Below are 16092 nucleotides of genomic sequence, written 5' to 3'. Positions count from 1 at the left end.
GGCGGTTCAGGATTCAGGAGTTGATATGAAGAAGCATTCCAGTGGCGGCCTGGTTTATTCCACAGACCAGGGCCGCATGTGTCCGGAATGCCGCGAACCCCTTGAGCAATGCCGCTGCAAGGCCAAATCGCCTCCCCAGGGGGATGGCGTGGTGCGGGTGCAGCGGGAGACCAAGGGCCGCAAGGGTAAGGGGGTGACTCTGGTTACCGGCATCCCCCTGCCAGAGAAAGAACTCAAAGCCCTGGCCAAGGAGCTCAAGGGCAAGTGTGGTACCGGTGGCACCGTCAGGGACGGGGTGGTTGAGGTTCAGGGAGACCAGCGGGATCTGCTGGTGATGCTGCTTCAGGCCAAGGGCTGGGTGGTGAAGAAAGCCGGAGGGTAACCGCCATTCCCGCTGTTCCCGATCTTTTCTGATGATGACCTGCGGCGAAAGTCGCCGGGTCATGGTGACGGCAAGCCGTTACAATGCCCAATATTCCATTTGAATTGCCCAGCGGAGGTGGTTATGCACATTCTGGTCATGGGGGCAGGGGTGGTCGGTGTGACCACCGCCTGGTACCTGCGCAAGGCCGGCTATGAGGTCACCGTGGTGGATCGTCAGAGCCGGGCCGCGCTGGAAACCAGCTACGCCAACGGTGGCCAGATCTCCGTTTGCCACGCTGAGCCGTGGGCCAACCCCAAGGCGCCGCTGAAAGTGCTGAAATGGCTGGGGCAGGCCGATGCGCCTCTGCTGTTCCGGCCCCGCCTGGACCCGGGACAGTGGCGTTGGGCGATGGCATTCCTGGCCCAGTGCACCAGCGCCCGCGCTGCCCATAACCTGCGCCAGATGGTGAACCTGGGCACCTTCAGCCGTGCCTGCCTGCAGGCGCTGCGGGATGAGACCGGTATCGAGTACGACTGCCTGACCCGGGGCATTCTGCACTTTTACACCGACCCGGCAGAGTTTGAGAGTGCCCTGGAGCCGGCCCGCCAGATGCGCGAGCTGGGGTGCGACCGCCAGGTGGTGGACGTCGACCGGGCCATCGAGTTGGAGCCCGCGTTGGCGCCAGCGCGTGATCGGCTGGCGGGGGCGACCTACACCGCCGAGGACGAATCCGGCGATGCCCGAAAATTCACCCAGGCACTGGCGTTGATGGCGGAGGCTGCTGGCGTGCGGTTCCAGTTCGATACCGAGATTCTGGGCTTCGACAAGGCACGGGACCGGGTGCTTGGCGTGCGGACCCTGCGCCACGGCCATCACGAGACCCTGCGTGCCGACAGCTATGTCCTCAGCCTCGGCAGCTTCAGTGGTCCGCTGGCCCGTCAGCTGGGGCTGCACCTCAACATCTACCCCGCCAAGGGCTATTCGATCACCGTACCGGTGAAGAACGAGGAGGCGGCCTACCAGGTCAGCCTCACGGATGATGAGTACAAGCTGGTGTATTCACGTCTGGGAGATCGAATCCGGGTTGCAGGCACCGCCGAGCTGAACGGTTACACCCGCACCCTCAACATGACCCGCTGCCGCGCCATTGTGCGCCGTTGTGCCGAGCTGATGCCCGAGGCGGCCTACTGGGATCAGGCGGAATTCTGGACCGGCCTGCGTCCTGCAACCCCCTCCAATGTGCCCTACATCGGCCGCAGCCACTTTGGCAATCTGTTCCTGAATACCGGCCACGGCACCCTGGGCTGGACCCACTCCTGTGGCTCGGCGGCGGCCCTGGCCGCAATCGTCGCGGGCGGGCGTCCGGAGGTGGATTTCAACTTCACCGGCCTGTAGGGAGCGGATTCGACGCTCCCTACAGGCCGGGTTACCGACCTTTGTCCCGTTTGCGGCGCACATACAGCACCTTGTTGACCCGTGCGACCAGCTCACCCTTGTCATTGACGATGTCCACATCCCAGGCTGGCAGGTACTTGTCACCATTGGCGGTTGCGCCCCGGATTTCCTCCAGGCGTTCGTCGGTGACTTCAAAATGGGCGGATACCCGGCCGCTTCCCGGTTTGATGAATTCGATACTGGCGGATTTGTCCCAGACGATGTAGTCCTTGCCGAGCCGGTTCATCAGCAACAGCATGTACATCGGATCTACCATGCTGTAGAGCGAACCGCCGAAGTGAGTGCCAACGTAGTTGGTGTTGTACCAGCGGAGGGTCATTTCCACACTGGCGCTGCGGTAGTCCGGGGCAATGTGGGTCACTTTAACGCCGGCGCCGAGGTATGGCCCGTAAACGTTGATGATCTTGCGGATGCCATCCGGGCTGCTGATCCACTTGCGCAGACGCGACATCATAACGCGGCTCCTGTTTGTTGTTGCCTGAAGGGAGCGGAATTATAACGGCAAAGCGCGGTGTGAGGGGACGTCGACATGAGTAGGCGGGGCCTCTCACTGGAGGCCCCGCCAAGGGCTTAGCCCAACTGGTCGCGAATCATCTTCTTGTTGATCTTGCCCACGCTGGTCTTGGGGATATCTTCAACAAAGTCGATGGACGCAGGGATCGCCCACTTGTTGATTTCGCCAGCGTCAACGAACTGCTGCAGGTGGGCCTGGATGTCCTCGACACCAAGGTCCTCGCCCGGTTTGAGCGTCACCAGGGCATGCGGCCGCTCTCCCCACTTGTCGTCGGGAACACCGACCACGGCTGCGGCGGCCACGGAACCGTGCTGACTGATGAGGTTCTCCAGATCGAGGGAGGACAGCCACTCGCCGCCGGTCTTGATCACATCCTTGATACGATCCTTGATCACCAGGGTATGGTCCGGCTCGATGCTGGCTACGTCACCGGTGTGCAGCCAGCCGCCTTCCCACAGCGCTTCGCCTTTCTCCGGTTCCTTGAAGTAGCTCTGGGTGAGCCAGGGCGCACGGGCCACGACCTCGCCTTTGCTGGTGCCGTCGTGGGGCAGTGGCTTGCCTTCCGGGTCCACTACCTGGATGTCCACCAGAGGCACAGGCACCCCGGTTTTGACCCGCTTCGATGCCTGCTGCTCCAGCGGCAGCTCCAAGTCTTCCGGCGTCAGATGGGTGGCGGTCAACAGTGGCCCGGTTTCGGACATGCCGTAGCCGGTGTACATGCGAATGCCCATGCTGGCGCCGGTGCGGCACAGACTTTCAGTAAGCGCGCTGCCGCCAATCAGCACGTGCCAGTTGCTGAGGTCGGCGGTCTTGATGGAATCGGTGGCGAGCATCATCTGCATGATGGTGGGCACACAATGGGAGAAGGTGACCTTATGGGTCTTGATCAGCTCCACCAGCAGCTCCGGCTCGTAGCGACCAGGGTAGACCTGCTTCAGCCCCAGCATGGTGGCAGCGTAAGGGGCACCCCAGGCATGGACGTGGAACATCGGGGTGATCGGCATATAGACCGAAGACGAGCGCAGCAGCGGCATCTCGTCGTAGGCGGAGAAGTTGGCCGCCATGCCCAGGGTATGCAGAACCAGCTGACGGTGGCTGAAGAACACCCCCTTGGGATTACCGGTGGTGCCGGTGGTGTAGAAGGTGGTGGCGACGCTGTTCTCGTCAAAGTCCGGGAAGTCGTAATGGCTGTCACATCCAGCCAGCAGTGACTCATATTCACCCAGGGTGTCCAGTTGGGTGGCCGCGGGCTGATTGTTGTCGGTCAGCTGGATATAGCCGCGTACGGTTTCCACCTGGTCACGAATGCCTTCCACAATCGGCAGGAAGTCGTCATGCACCAGCACCAGGTCGTCTTCGGCGTGATTCATGGTGTAGAGGATCTGCTCCGGAGACAGACGCACGTTGACGGTGTGGAGGATCGCGCCAATCATCGGGATGGCGAAGAAGCACTCCAGGTAGCGGGGGGTGTCCCAGTCCAGAACCGCCACGGTGTCGCCGGCCTTGATGCCGGCCTCGGTCAGGGCGTGGGCAAGACGGTGTACCCGTTCCAGCAGGTCGGTGTAGGTGTACTTGCTGCGGTTGGCATAGACGATCTCCTGATCCGGCGCGTAACGCGGACCGGACAGCAACAGCTGCTTGATCAGCAGAGGGTACTGGTAGGCGTTGTCAGCCGCGGGCAGTATCTTGGTATTGACCATGCAATCCTATCTCCAGGTTTCTTGTCGGTTTTGTGAGGTTACCCAGGAGTCCAAATCTGACACAGATCACAGTCTCAGGAAAGATGGCGGTGGAGAAAGATAACGCTTTGTTACGTAATGGACTTGCAGGGAGCGGGCGGGAAGGATAAATGGCGGTCGGTGGCCGTCCGCATCGAGGCGCGAACGGTCTTGGGGAAGTGGCCGCCAGGCAGGCAATGGCCTGATGGGCCCGGCGGCAAGCTGGTATGTTGTGCGCTTACTCGTAGGTGCAGAGGTAGGCGGTATCGATGTCGGTCTTGGCCTTGAAGCTGGCCTGGCCAGCGACTTCGAAGGCTTCGCCGGCGCCGTAGGTCATCCACTCGCTCATGCCCGGCAGCATCACCGTCAGGGCGCCACTGATGACGGTCATGGTTTCCTTCTTGGAGGTGCCGAACTCATACTCACCCGGGCTGATCACACCGACAGTGGCCGGCAGGGTCGGGGTTTCGAACGAGATGGACTTTGCCTTGCCGTCAAAATATTCGTTTACCTTCAGCATAGCGTGGCTCCTTGAAATGATTGGCTGCCTACTATACGGCAAAAAGGTGTACTGGGAATGACAAAATTGCCTTCAGAAACAACCAATGGCCTGTCCGGGATAGAGCGGCAGCGGCACCAGCAGGCATTGGCCCGGCTGGACCGCTATGCCCGCCGGCTCGACAGCCAATTCCGGATACCGTTCACCCGAATCCGCTTTGGGCTTGATCCGCTGATCGGGCTCCTTCCGGGCATCGGTGATCTGGTGGGCCTGGGTCTGTCACTGTATCTGGTGGTGGAGGCGATCCGGCTGGGCGCCGGGCCTGCCCTGGTGGTGCGGATGCTGGCCAACCTGGGGCTGGAATTTCTGGTGGGGCTGGTTCCGGTGCTGGGCGATGCGTTCGATCTGTTGTATCGCGCCAACGACCGTAACGCCGCCATGCTGCGGCGCCACATAGAGCGTCAGCTGGAGCCGCCCCGGCAGGGCCGGAGCTGGCTGTCCTGGCTGATGGTGGCGACCTGTCTGGTGCTGGTGGCCTTGCTGGCCTATCGCCTGGGCCAGCTTCTGCTGGCCGCCGGTGGTTACTGATCCCAGGGGTTGCCGTGGGTTTCCGGGGTGCGCGCCACACCAATGTGCATGGCGGCCTTGGCAAGGATGTTGGCGCTGACCGGAGCGGTCAGGAACAGGAACACCGTGATCAGAATCTCGGCGACGTGGACCTGGCCTTCGGACACGGTGAAATAGGCCACCGAACCCAGCATGATCGCGCCCACACCCAGGGTTGTGGCCTTGGTGGGGGCATGCAGGCGGGCAAAGAAATCCGGCAGCCGGGCCAGCCCGATGGCGCCAATCAGGGTAAAGGCCCCACCAATCAGCAGCAGGCCCGCAATCAGGTATTCGGCAAAAGCTTGCATGGTCGGTCTCCCTGTTTATTCGATGACGCTGCCGCGCTTGAGGTATTTCGCCATGGCGACGGTGCCGACGAAGCCCATGACCGCGATCAGCAGGGCCGACTCCATGTACATCCGGGTGCCGAGGGTAATACCCAGCAGGATGATCAGCGCAATGGCGTTGATGTAGAGCGTATCCAGTGCCAGTACCCGATCCGGAGCGTCAGGCCCTTTGATCAGACGGTACACGTTCAGCAGCATGGCCAGGGTCACCATGGCGATGGTGATGTACAGGGCGATGGTGATCATAGGAAGATCTCCTGCAGCGGCTTCTCGTAACGGCTGCGAATGGTTTCAATGATGGCCTGTTCATCCTCGGCGTCGAGGGCGTGGATCAGCAGGATGCGCTGATCATCACTGACATCGGCACTCACGGTGCCCGGGGTCAGTGAGATGGTGCTGGCCAGCATGGTGATGGCCAGAGGATGCTCCAGTGTCAGCGGATAGGAAATGAACGCCGGCCGTGGCTTGCGCGGGCTGAGTACCAGCCGTGCGACCGAGATGCTGGCTACCACGATGTCCCACAGTACCCGCAGGACGTACAGCGGCAAAAGCCAGCCCTTGAGCAGGGCAGGGCGCTCTGGCCAGAAGTTGCGTGTCAGCTGTGGCAGCATCCAGGCGAGGATCGCGCCCATGACCACACTGCCGCCGGAGAAACCGTCGTTTAACAGTTGCCAGACCAGGAACAGGCAGAGGCTGAGGAACGGCTGTGGAAAGCCGAGTCGGGCAAACATCAGGCACCTCCCTTCACAGCAGTGGTATCAAGGATCTCCAGGTAGGCCCCGGTATCAAACAGCTGAGCCGCCGTGGCGTCGACGTAGGCGCTGATCGGGCCAGCCAGCAGTACGATAATGATCGCCATGGCGATCAGACCGCCTGCGGCCACACCCAGGGACAGCGTCAGTTTGCCGGGCTTCTCCACGTGGCCATCAACGTTGCGCCAGAATACGATGGAACCGGCGCGGCTGTAGGCCACCAGGGTGAAGAAGCTGCCAATAATCAGCGTACCCCAGAGCCACGCCATTTCCACTCCGGGTGTGGTGGCCTGCAGGATCAGTACCTTGGCAAAGAACCCGCTCAGTGGCGGCAGGCCCACGGCGGCCACCGCGCCCAGCAGGAACAGCACGCTCAACAGGGTGCGGTTGTACATCCGCGGGGCGGTGACAATCTTGTCCGACGCAGAACCGCGCTGACCGGACACCAGATCCACCACCAGAAACAGGCCGCCCACCACCCAGGTGGTGTTGAGCATGTAGAACAGTGCCGCTGAGGTGCCCGCTTCGGTGCCCAGGGCTACGGCTGCCAGCAGGGTGCCGACCGAGATAATCACCTGCCAGGTAATCAGAGTCCGCAGACTGCGGGCGCCAACAGCGCCGATCACGCCCATCGCCAGGGTTGCCAGCGCCATCGGGAACAGCCAGTCCAGTCCCAGCCCCGCCAGGGCGCCGGCCTGAGCACCAAACACCAGGGTGAATACCCGCACGATGGCGTAAAAGCCGACCTTGGTCATCACCGCAAACAGGGCGGCGACGGGGGCTGTGGCGTTGCCATAGGCCTTCGGCAGCCAGAAACTCAGTGGCAATACCGCCGCCTTGAGCCCGAATACCACCAGCAACATCAGGCCGCCGGCTTGCACCATCGGCAGATCCTCGGCGCTGACCTGGGGGATTTTCGCCGCCAGGTCCGCCATGTTGAGCGTACCGGTCACGCTGTAGAGCATGCCCACGCTGATCAGGAACAGCGCCGAGCCGGCCAGGTTCAGCACCACGTAGTGCAGGCTGGGGATGGTGCGCTCGGTGCCGTGGCCCTGCATCATCAGACCGTAGGAGGCGATCAGCAGTACCTCAAAGGCGACGAACAGGTTGAACAGGTCGCCGGTCAGGAAGGCGATGTTCAGGCCCATCAGCTCGAACAGGAACAGCGCGTGGAACTGGCGGCTGCTCTCATCGGCCTTGTTCATCGAGTAGAGGTGACAGAAGAACGCCAGAATGGCCGTCATCAGCACCATCAGCGCCGAGAGCCGGTCCAGCACCAGCACAATGCCAAACGGTGGCTCCCAGTTGCCGAACGCGTAGACCCGATAGCTGCCGTCGCTGGCAAGGATCAGCAACACAACGGACGCCGCCAGCAGCAGTACCGTGGTGGTCATGGCCAGGGTGCGACGCAGGGACAGCGGCGCGTAGCCGATGAAGATCTGCAGAATCCCGCCCAGCAGGGGAATCAGGATGGGGGCAGTCAGCCAGTGGTTCATCGGCCCTTGTCCTCCTCGTTGTCCTCATCGGGCGACGGTGCCGGGCGGCGACCGTCGACATGGTCGTCGTCGTTATCAGCCTGGTTGCGCAGCGCCAGCACCACCACAAAGGCGGTCATGGCGAAGCCGATAACGATCGCCGTCAGCACCAGCGCCTGAGGCAGCGGGTCGGCGTAGTCAGCGGTGCTGCCGATAATGGGCTGGCCGCCAGTGGCCAGGCGACCGCTGGAGAACAGAAACAGGTTGACGCCATAGGACAGCAGCGTCAGCCCCATCACCACAGGGAAGGTCCGCGCCCGCAGCATCAGGTACACACCGGACGCGGTCAATGCACCAATCACCAGGGCATAGGCCAGTTCCATTACACCCCTCCTTTCTTGCTTTTAATGGCGGAATGCGGCGACAGCCGACCAATGCTGACCAGGGCCAGCAGGGTCGCACCAATCACGGTGAAGTAGACGCCAAGGTCGAATACCAGGGCTGAGGCCACCTCGAACTTGCCCACCACCGGCCAGGTAATGTAGCCGAAGGTGGTCGTCAGGAACGGGTAGCCAAAGGCAAAGCTGCCGGCCCCGGCGATCACCGCGAGCAGTAGGCCAATGCCGATGACGTTGTGGTAGCGGAACGGCACCCGCTCCTGGGTCCACACCATGCCACTGGCAATGTACTGCAGCACCAGCGCCACCGAGGTGATCAGGCCGGCGATGAAGCCACCGCCCGGCAGGTTGTGGCCACGCAGGAAGATGTACAGTGACACCATCAGCGCCAGTGGCAGCATGGGCCGGGCAATCTGGCGCAGCATCACCGGGTAGGCATCGCGGGTCCAGGGGTGGCCCTGGCCGTCACCCGGCGGCGGGGTCATCGCGGTGTTCTTGAGCATGGCGTAGATGCCCAGCGCGGCGATCGCCAGTACGGTGATCTCGCCCAGCGTATCGAAGCCCCGGAAATCCACCAGGATGACGTTCACGGCGTTGGTGCCGCCGCCCCCCGGCTTGCTGTTGGCCAGGAAGTAGCTGGAGATCGACTCGAAAGGTTGGGTCAGCATCGCCAGGGTGATCAGGGTCATGCCTACCCCGGCCGTCAGCGCGATGGCGATGTCCCGCACCCGTCGTGGCCAGGAGGTTTCAATCGGCGTCCAGGATGGCATGTAATACAGCGCCAGCATCAGCAATACGATGGTGACCACCTCAACCGACAGCTGGGTCATTGCCAGGTCCGGCGCCGAGAAGCGGGCGAAGGCCAGGGACACCAGCAGCCCCACCACACTCAGTAGTACCAGGGCGTAGAAGCGATCCCGGTGCATCGCCGCGGTTGCCAGCGCACAGAGTGCCAGCAGGCCGGCGGCGATACCGGTCGGCCAGTCCAGGGGCGTCAGGCCGTTGCTACCAATCAGGATACCCTGGGAGCTGATCGGAACCAGGGCCACCACGATGGCGCTGACCACCAGCAACAGGGCATAGCGTTGCAGTGAACCGTTCTCCAGGCGGGCGGTCAAGCGTCCGGCAAGGTCCTCCAGCCACAGGGCAGCGCGTTCAAATACCGCTTTCTCGTCGATTTCCTTGAAGCGGGCGTGGAAGTCGAAGAACTTCTGCCGCTGGCTGTACATCAGCAGGCCACCGAAGAACGCCAGGAAACTCATCATCAATGGCAGGTTGAAGCCGTGCATCACCGCCAGCTGGTACTCCGGCACATCGCCACCCAGAGTGGCGGAGGCAGCCGCGTACAGCAGCGGGCCAATGGAAATGGCCGGGAACATGCCCACCATGATGCAGGCGAACACCAGGATCTCCACCGGAATCTTCATGTACCGCGGTGGCTCGTGTGGCGGGTAGATCGGCAGGTCCACCGGCTTGCCGTTGAAGAAGACGTCATGGATAAAGCGGGCTGAGTAAGCCACCGCGAAGATCCCCGCCAGGGTGGCTACCAGTGGCGGAATGTAGGCCCAGATGCCCGGCAGGTTCAGCTCCAGCGCCTCGGCGAAGAACATTTCCTTGCTGAGGAAGCCGTTCAGCAACGGGACACCGGCCATGGAGGACGCGGCGACCATCGCCAGGGTGGCGGTGTGGGGCATGAAGCGCCACAGGCCGTTGATGCGGCGCATGTCCCGGGTACCGGTTTCGTGGTCGATAATACCGGCGGCCATAAACAGAGAGGCTTTGAAGATGGCGTGGTTGATGACGTGGAACACCGCCGCCACGGCGGCCAGTTTGGTCCCCATGCCGAACAGCAGGGTGATCAGGCCCAGGTGGCTGACGGTGGAGTGGGCCAACAGGCCCTTGAGATCGTGCTTGAACAACGCCACGTAGGCGCCGATCAACAGGGTCGCCATGCCGGTAAAGCTGACCATGTAGAACCACTGCTCAGTGCCGGCCAGCGCCGGGTACAGCCGGGCCATCAGGAAGATCCCCGCCTTCACCATGGTGGCGGAGTGCAGGTACGCCGACACCGGAGTGGGCGCCTGCATGGCGTGGGGTAGCCAGAAGTGGAACGGGAACTGGGCCGACTTGGTAAACGCCCCCAGCAACACCAGGGTCAGCGCGAATGGGTACAGGGCGTGGGCCTTGATCAGGTCCCCGGCGGCCAGCACGTCGTCCAGCTCATAGCTGCCAACAATGCGGCCGATCAGCAGAATGCCTGCCAGCAACGCAAGGCCGCCACCGCCGGTGATCGCCAGCGCCATCCGGGCGCCGCGCCGGGCGTCCTGTTTGTGATTCCAGAAACTGATCAGCAGGAACGACACCAGGCTGGTCAACTCCCAGAAGATCAGCATCAACAGCAGGTTGCTGGACAGCACAATGCCCAGCATGGCGCCCTTGAAACACAACAGCAGGGAGTAAAATTTGCCAACGTTTTCCTTGGCTTTCAGATAGTAACGGGCGTACAGAATGATCAGCAGCCCAATCACCAGAATTAGCAGCGCAAACAGCAGTGACAGGCCATCCAGGCGAAAGCTCAGGGATAGCCCCACGGCGGGCAGCCACTGATAGGTCTGCACCAGTGTTCCGCCTTCGGCCAGGGTTGGCCAGTGCGGAAACAGCGCCGCCAGGGCGACCAGGGCCGGCACCGATGAGGCAATGGCTATCGCGGTTCGGCCCGCCTGGGCGAACAGGGGCGCAGCAATCGCCCCGATAAAAGGGAGTAAGACGACCAGCAGAAGCGTCATCGCAACCTCGTTATTGAGTCCATGTCACTGATGTGACTGTGTTTAGAGCTACGGTTGCCTGAGTTTAGCCGCCGATATGCGTAAATGCATGACATCGGCCACGACGGCTAGCCGTGACGGGGTGGGTCGGGGAAGTACGGGAGCCGGCCCCAGCGAACGTCGGTGTACGCCGGGATGAGGGTTGTCACTGGGCCAGGTAGGTCTCTGGTCCTGTCGATCATGAAAGCTCCGCAAGTGTTACGCGAAGTGTGATGATACGTGGCCGGGACCGGAGGTCAAGAGCGTTGAGGGATATCTTCATTGCTCAAAAATTAACCGCTCGTCACTGGTCAGAGCGCTGCAACAGGTTCTAAATAGGGAGTACGGACGAAATGTCCCAGTCGGTCCCGGTCCACCGGAACTGACGTTGAGTAGCCGTGACCAGGAGTCGGCAGTTGGTCGCAGATCGAAAGAGAGCACCCAGTACGACAAGCGTACAGGAGGACCATACTGATGAAGATCGGCAACCTGACGTGTATCAGCCTGTTTACCGCCGCCCTGGCGGCGTCACCACTGACCTGGGCAGCCCATCATGGGGATGACCACAGCGACGGTGGCATGAGCGCCATGGAGGAAAAAGAGTCCATGGGCAGCGAATCCATGACTGGCGACGGCATGGCAATGGAGGCGCCGAAGTTTGATCGCCTTGATGCCAATGGCGATGGACAGCTCAGCGCCGATGAGCTGAATGTTTATGGCAGCACGGCCGCCGGCAGCGAAACGGGTACGGCCGTCGACCTGGACATGTACGACAGCAACGGCGACGGCAGTCTCAGCCGCGAGGAGTACCAGCGCGGCACCATGCCGACGCAGGACCCCATGGACAACATGCAGCAATAAGGGAGTTGGCTCCGGAGAGCGGCTATGGTCGCTCCGGAGCCGGACTCAGAACCCCCGACGATCCTCGTAGGCTTTTTCCGGATCACTGGTGTTACGCGCCACTGCCGTGCGTTGGTTGGTGCGTGCCAGAATCTTCTTCTGCAATCGGGTTTCCCAGTCCAGTGCGGCCTTGTCCGGCGCGGACCAGGTGCGGTTGAAGAGCAGCTTGCTGGCAGCCACCGCATCCGGTGAGCGTTCCGACAGTTCCCGGGCAAATGCCTGGGCTTCCGCCAGCGGATCATCACATACACGGCTGACCAGTCCCATTTCTTTGGCTTCGGCACCATTGAAGCGACGAGCTGTCATGGTCAGTTCCTTGGCCAGGTCAATGCTGATCAGTTCCCGCAGCGTGACCGTAAGGCTCATGTCCGGGATCAGCCCCCACTTGGTTTCCATGATCGAGAACTCGCAGTCGCTGGTGCTGAAACGAAAGTCCGCGCCCAAGGCGATCTGGAATCCGCCGCCAAAACAGTATCCATGGGTGACGGCAATGACCGGCGCAGGCACGTCCCGCCACAGATAACCTACGTCCTGGGCCAGGTTGCTGATCTTGCGACCTGGCTTGACCAGAAGCTTGAGGAAGTTCACCGGATTCTTGGATACCTTGGCCACGTCCAGTCCGGAGCAGAAGGCTTCTCCGGCACCCTTAAGAATGATCGCGCGAACACTCCGGTCCTTCTTCAGTTGCCGCGTCACTGCGACAATGGCGTCAAACATCGCCATGTCCAGGCCGTTGTATTTGTCCGGTCGATTGAGGGTCACGGTGGCGATGCCCTGATCGATTTCAAGCACCACGCGGTTATTGTTGGTCGTTGCCATGAGTCGGCCCCATCTCATACGTTAGTCGAAGGTTGCTATGCTACCATTCCGACTCCTGATGAGAATGGCAGAGAGAAAAAAAGATGACCGCCGCCTATCCCAACCTGTTGAAACCTCTGGACCTTGGCTTCACCGAACTGAAAAATCGGGTGTTGATGGGGTCGATGCATACCGGCCTGGAAGACCGCTTCTGGAACATTCACAAACTGGCCCGCTATTTTGCCGAACGGGCTGAGGGTGGGGTTGGCCTGATGGTCACCGGTGGTTTCTCCCCCAATCTGGTGGGCCAACTGGCGCCACTGGCCTCCACCATGAACAACCGTGCCACCGCGCTCCTGCATCGCCACGTGACCGGGGCGGTCCATGAAGCCGGCGGCAAGATCTGTCTGCAACTGCTCCACGCCGGTCGCTATGGCTATCAGCCGTTGATTGTGTCGGCTTCCGCCACCAAGGCTCCGATCAGCCCATTCAAGGCCCGTGCGCTGTCCACCAAGGGCGTGGACCGGCAGATCGACGATTTTGTCAGCGCCGCCAAGCTGGCTCAGTTCGCCGGCTACGATGGCATCGAAGTGATGGGCTCGGAAGGCTACTTCATCAACCAGTTCCTGTGTGAGCGTACCAATAAGCGTACCGACCGCTGGGGAGGCTCCTACCAAAACCGCATGCGCCTGCCGGTGGAAATCGTCCGCCGAATCCGCGAAGCGGTGGGGCCGGAGTTCATCATCATCTACCGGCTGTCGATGCTGGATCTGGTGGAGGGCGGCCAGACCTGGGAGCAGATCGTGACCCTGGGCAAGGCCATCGAGCAGGCCGGTGCCACCATCATCAATACCGGCATTGGCTGGCACGAGGCGCGGGTGCCGACCATTGTCACTTCGGTTCCCCGGGGTGGGTTTGCCGATGTCACCGCCAAGTTCTACGGCGAAGTCTCGATTCCGCTGTGCACCACCAACCGCATCAATACCCCGGACAAGGCCGAGGAAATTCTCGCAGCCGGCAAGGCGGACATGGTGTCGATGGCCCGCCCACTGCTGGCTGACAGCGAGTTTGTGCGCAAGGCCGAGCAGTCGCGGGCGGACGAAATCAACACCTGCATCGCCTGCAACCAGGCCTGCCTTGACCATGTGTTCCAGGCCAAGCGGGCATCCTGTCTGGTCAATCCCCGAGCCTGTCATGAGACCGAGCTGGTGCTGACGGTCGCGCCTGTGGTGAAGAAGGTCGCGGTGGTGGGGGCTGGTCCGGCCGGCCTGGCGGCGGCCACGACCGCGGCCAAACGGGGGCATCAGGTGACCCTGTTCGAAGCCGATGATCGCATTGGTGGCCAGTTCAACTACGCCAAGCGAATTCCCGGCAAGGAAGAGTTTCACGAAACCCTGCGCTACTACCGCAACCAGATCGACAAGCTGGGCATTGAGCTCAAACTCAGTACCCGCGTTGATGCCGATGCCCTGACCAGCGCCGGGTTCGATGAGGTGCTGGTGGCGACCGGCGTCAAGCCCCGGACGCCGGGGATTGATGGCATCGACCATCCCAAGGTGCTGGGCTATCTGGACGTGCTGAAGGAGAACAAGCCCGTTGGTGAGACCGTTGCGGTGATTGGCGCCGGCGGTATCGGGTTTGATGTCAGTGAGTTCCTGACCCACGATTTCGGGAAACAGCCGGAAGGGCAGCAGGTGGATCTGGGGCACTGGCAGCAGGAATGGGGCGTGGCCCAGGATTATGAGGGACCGGGCGGGCTGGCGGAGCGTCAGCCGATGACCTCGCCCCGCAAGATCTATCTGATGCAGCGCAAGACCAGCAAGGTCGGTGGCGGCCTGGGCAAGACCTCAGGCTGGGTACACCGGAACAGTCTGAAGCACCGGCAGGTGGAAATGCTGGCAGGCTGCCGTTACGACCGCATTGACGATGACGGCCTGCACATCACGGTGACCAGTCGCGATGGTAAACAGCAAGAGTCACGGGTGTTGGCCGTGGATCACGTGATCATCTGTGCCGGTCAGGAGTCGTTCCGCGAACTGCACGATCAGTTGACCGAACGGGGCGTCAATTCACACCTGATTGGCGGTGCTGATGTGGCAGAGGAACTGGATGCCAAGCGGGCAATCCGCCAGGGCACGGAGGTTGCGGCGCAGCTTTAACCCGCGATCGGTTCCCGGTCGACGTCTTTGATCTCATGGCCGGTCCGGATTGACTCCGAACCGGCCGATGCAGATTGGGGGCGATATCTGGGAACCCTAACGCCCGCTTTTGAGGGCGTCGCTGATGGCCTGGGCTTCCGCCGACAGCACCCGGTAGAGCAGGGTGTCCTGTTGCTTGCTGGCCTGCAGCAGCTGTTTGAGTTTCAAATCGTAGAGTCGGCTGAGCAGAGCGGTCTGGTCGGCTTTGTCTGGGGTTTTCATGGCGACTACCTCCCACGCACGAGGCTGGTAACACCGTTATCGATAGAGCCGGACGGGAACTTGTCCGGTTGCCGTTCCGTTGGCCTATTCACGGCCTGATACAGTGATCCTGACTTCGTGTCAGGTACCTTTACACTGGTTATCGGCCAGGCTGGTCACTGCTGAAGTGCTGCATAGGCCATGCCAGAGGCGTCAACTGCCTGTTTTTCCTGTCTGTGTCTATATGTACGGCAATCTGTCCGGTCGAGATCTGTCAGAATCCTGTCAGACTACGCCGGAACGCGTCGTTGAAATGCCACTGGGCGGCAACCCCTGGCCGTCAGCAGAGTTGGCGCTTCCGCCGGTCATGAACCAGACTGGTGAGAACAACAATAATCGTCCCTGGTGTAACCATGTCCAACCATTACCGGCCTGTTGACTGCGCCGTCCACAGCGCCCTGCGTGGCTACCTTCATTCCGGCGAACTGGTGGAACTCGTGTTCCGCGATGAATCCGGCCAGGTACTGACCCTGCATGAGGAGATCCGGGACCTGTTCTCTCGGGCCGGCGAGGACTTCCTGCTCACCAGTCGAGGTCGTCTGGTGCGGCTGGATCATCTGATGATGGTGAATGGCCAGGCCCTGGCGACCTGATTTGCCCTTTCATGCCCTGTCGGGATGTTAATCGCCAGGTAATTCGCCTGCCGAACGAATCACGCATACTGTCTCCATTGATTCTCAACCCCAAAGGAGGAGGGATATGAGTATGCGTAAACCGGTAGCAATGACCGCAGCCGTTCTGATGGCAGCTGGACTCGCAGCTTGCAGTGATAACGACGAGCAGGCGCTGGACCTGGAACAGGCGTCTGACAACGCCGCAGACATCGCCCAGGACGCTGGTGATGCCGCCGGTGACCAGATTCAGGAGATGACCGGCGACGCCGACACCACCTGGGAGAAAACCAAAGATACCGCTGGTGAAGTCAGCGAGCGCATTGGTGATGCTGCTGAAGAGACCGGCGATGCGGTCGAAGACGGCTACAACGACATCACTGGCGAGTAAC

The 16092-nt window shown here is 61.6% G+C and carries 18 protein-coding genes; 7 read left to right on the top strand and 11 right to left on the bottom strand.

Annotated features, from left to right (window positions below; genetic code table 11):
- The first annotated feature begins 25 nt into the window (after positions 1–25).
- Together MLD24_RS02060 and MLD24_RS02055 are read left to right on the top strand one after the other, a co-directional pair.
- Entirely contained in the window at positions 26–382 is a 357-nt protein-coding gene (locus MLD24_RS02060) for a translation initiation factor Sui1 (RefSeq protein WP_248163407.1), read from the top strand.
- A gap of 123 nt (positions 383–505) precedes the next feature.
- The gene (locus tag MLD24_RS02055) at positions 506–1759 is read left to right on the top strand and encodes a D-amino acid dehydrogenase (protein WP_248163406.1); all 1254 of its coding nucleotides are present in this window, start codon (positions 506–508) and stop codon (positions 1757–1759) included.
- Positions 1760–1790: 31 nt separating this feature from the next.
- Here MLD24_RS02055 and MLD24_RS02050 read toward each other — a convergent pair whose 3' ends face one another.
- The 3 genes from MLD24_RS02050 to ppnP form a co-directional block, all read right to left on the bottom strand.
- Positions 1791–2273, bottom strand: a complete 483-nt coding sequence (locus MLD24_RS02050) for a DUF4442 domain-containing protein (protein ID WP_248163405.1) — start codon at positions 2271–2273, stop codon at positions 1791–1793.
- A 116-nt stretch (positions 2274–2389) separates the two neighbouring features.
- Positions 2390–4033: a fatty acid--CoA ligase gene (locus tag MLD24_RS02045; protein WP_248163404.1), complete on the bottom strand. Its 1644-nt coding sequence runs from the start codon at positions 4031–4033 to the stop codon at positions 2390–2392.
- A 256-nt stretch (positions 4034–4289) separates the two neighbouring features.
- On the bottom strand, positions 4290–4571 hold the full coding sequence (gene ppnP, locus MLD24_RS02040) for a pyrimidine/purine nucleoside phosphorylase (RefSeq protein ID WP_248163403.1): 282 nt from the start codon (positions 4569–4571) through the stop codon (positions 4290–4292).
- Between the two features lie 57 nt (positions 4572–4628).
- Between ppnP and MLD24_RS02035 the strand changes: the two genes are divergently transcribed.
- A complete protein-coding gene (locus MLD24_RS02035; RefSeq protein WP_248163402.1) occupies positions 4629–5138 on the top strand; it encodes a DUF4112 domain-containing protein in 510 nt (169 codons plus the stop codon).
- Here MLD24_RS02035 and MLD24_RS02030 read toward each other — a convergent pair.
- From MLD24_RS02030 to MLD24_RS02005, 6 genes are read right to left on the bottom strand one after another with little or no spacing between them, the layout of a single operon-like run.
- A complete protein-coding gene (locus tag MLD24_RS02030) occupies positions 5132–5464 on the bottom strand; it encodes a Na+/H+ antiporter subunit G (RefSeq protein ID WP_227175235.1) in 333 nt (110 codons plus the stop codon). The two genes, MLD24_RS02035 and MLD24_RS02030, sit on opposite strands and share 7 nt — an antisense overlap.
- A gap of 15 nt (positions 5465–5479) precedes the next feature.
- Positions 5480–5749, bottom strand: a complete 270-nt coding sequence (locus MLD24_RS02025; protein WP_227175236.1) for a K+/H+ antiporter subunit F — start codon at positions 5747–5749, stop codon at positions 5480–5482.
- Complete coding sequence (locus MLD24_RS02020) at positions 5746–6234, bottom strand: Na+/H+ antiporter subunit E (protein ID WP_248163401.1); 489 nt, start codon at positions 6232–6234, stop codon at positions 5746–5748. Before MLD24_RS02020 ends, MLD24_RS02025 begins: the two co-directional genes overlap by 4 nt.
- Complete coding sequence (locus MLD24_RS02015) at positions 6234–7751, bottom strand: monovalent cation/H+ antiporter subunit D (RefSeq protein WP_227175238.1); 1518 nt, start codon at positions 7749–7751, stop codon at positions 6234–6236. Before MLD24_RS02015 ends, MLD24_RS02020 begins: the two co-directional genes overlap by 1 nt.
- Positions 7748–8113 (bottom strand): Na+/H+ antiporter subunit C, encoded by a 366-nt coding sequence (locus MLD24_RS02010; protein ID WP_227175239.1) that lies wholly within the window; start codon positions 8111–8113, stop codon positions 7748–7750. Before MLD24_RS02010 ends, MLD24_RS02015 begins: the two co-directional genes overlap by 4 nt.
- Positions 8113–10914, bottom strand: a complete 2802-nt coding sequence (locus tag MLD24_RS02005; protein WP_248163400.1) for a monovalent cation/H+ antiporter subunit A — start codon at positions 10912–10914, stop codon at positions 8113–8115. Before MLD24_RS02005 ends, MLD24_RS02010 begins: the two co-directional genes overlap by 1 nt.
- A 492-nt stretch (positions 10915–11406) precedes the next feature.
- Between MLD24_RS02005 and MLD24_RS02000 the strand changes: the two genes are divergently transcribed.
- Complete coding sequence (locus tag MLD24_RS02000) at positions 11407–11793, top strand: EF-hand domain-containing protein (protein ID WP_227175241.1); 387 nt, start codon at positions 11407–11409, stop codon at positions 11791–11793.
- Positions 11794–11838: 45 nt separating this feature from the next.
- Here the strand turns inward: MLD24_RS02000 and MLD24_RS01995 are convergent, their stop codons facing one another.
- Positions 11839–12651 carry a crotonase/enoyl-CoA hydratase family protein gene (locus MLD24_RS01995; protein WP_248163399.1) on the bottom strand — a complete coding sequence of 271 codons (813 nt, stop codon included), beginning with the start codon at positions 12649–12651 and terminating at the stop codon, positions 11839–11841.
- A gap of 83 nt (positions 12652–12734) precedes the next feature.
- On the opposite strand from MLD24_RS01995, the gene MLD24_RS01990 reads away from it, so the two are divergent.
- Positions 12735–14789, top strand: coding sequence for an NADPH-dependent 2,4-dienoyl-CoA reductase (locus MLD24_RS01990; RefSeq protein ID WP_248163398.1), 2055 nt, complete (start codon positions 12735–12737; stop codon positions 14787–14789).
- 96 nt (positions 14790–14885) lie between these two features.
- Here MLD24_RS01990 and MLD24_RS01985 read toward each other — a convergent pair whose 3' ends face one another.
- Complete coding sequence (locus MLD24_RS01985) at positions 14886–15050, bottom strand: hypothetical protein (protein WP_248163397.1); 165 nt, start codon at positions 15048–15050, stop codon at positions 14886–14888.
- Positions 15051–15442: 392 nt separating this feature from the next.
- On the opposite strand from MLD24_RS01985, the gene MLD24_RS01980 reads away from it, so the two are divergent.
- Both MLD24_RS01980 and MLD24_RS01975 read left to right on the top strand, forming a co-directional pair.
- Positions 15443–15682: a hypothetical protein gene (locus tag MLD24_RS01980; protein WP_248163396.1), complete on the top strand. Its 240-nt coding sequence runs from the start codon at positions 15443–15445 to the stop codon at positions 15680–15682.
- A 106-nt stretch (positions 15683–15788) separates the two neighbouring features.
- Entirely contained in the window at positions 15789–16091 is a 303-nt protein-coding gene (locus MLD24_RS01975; protein WP_248163395.1) for a hypothetical protein, read from the top strand.
- Position 16092: the final 1 nt, after the last annotated feature.

The organism is Marinobacter xestospongiae (assembly GCF_023156385.1).
Taxonomy (GTDB): Bacteria; Pseudomonadota; Gammaproteobacteria; order Pseudomonadales; family Oleiphilaceae; genus Marinobacter; species Marinobacter xestospongiae.
This window is presented reverse-complemented; position numbering and strand designations above follow the sequence as displayed.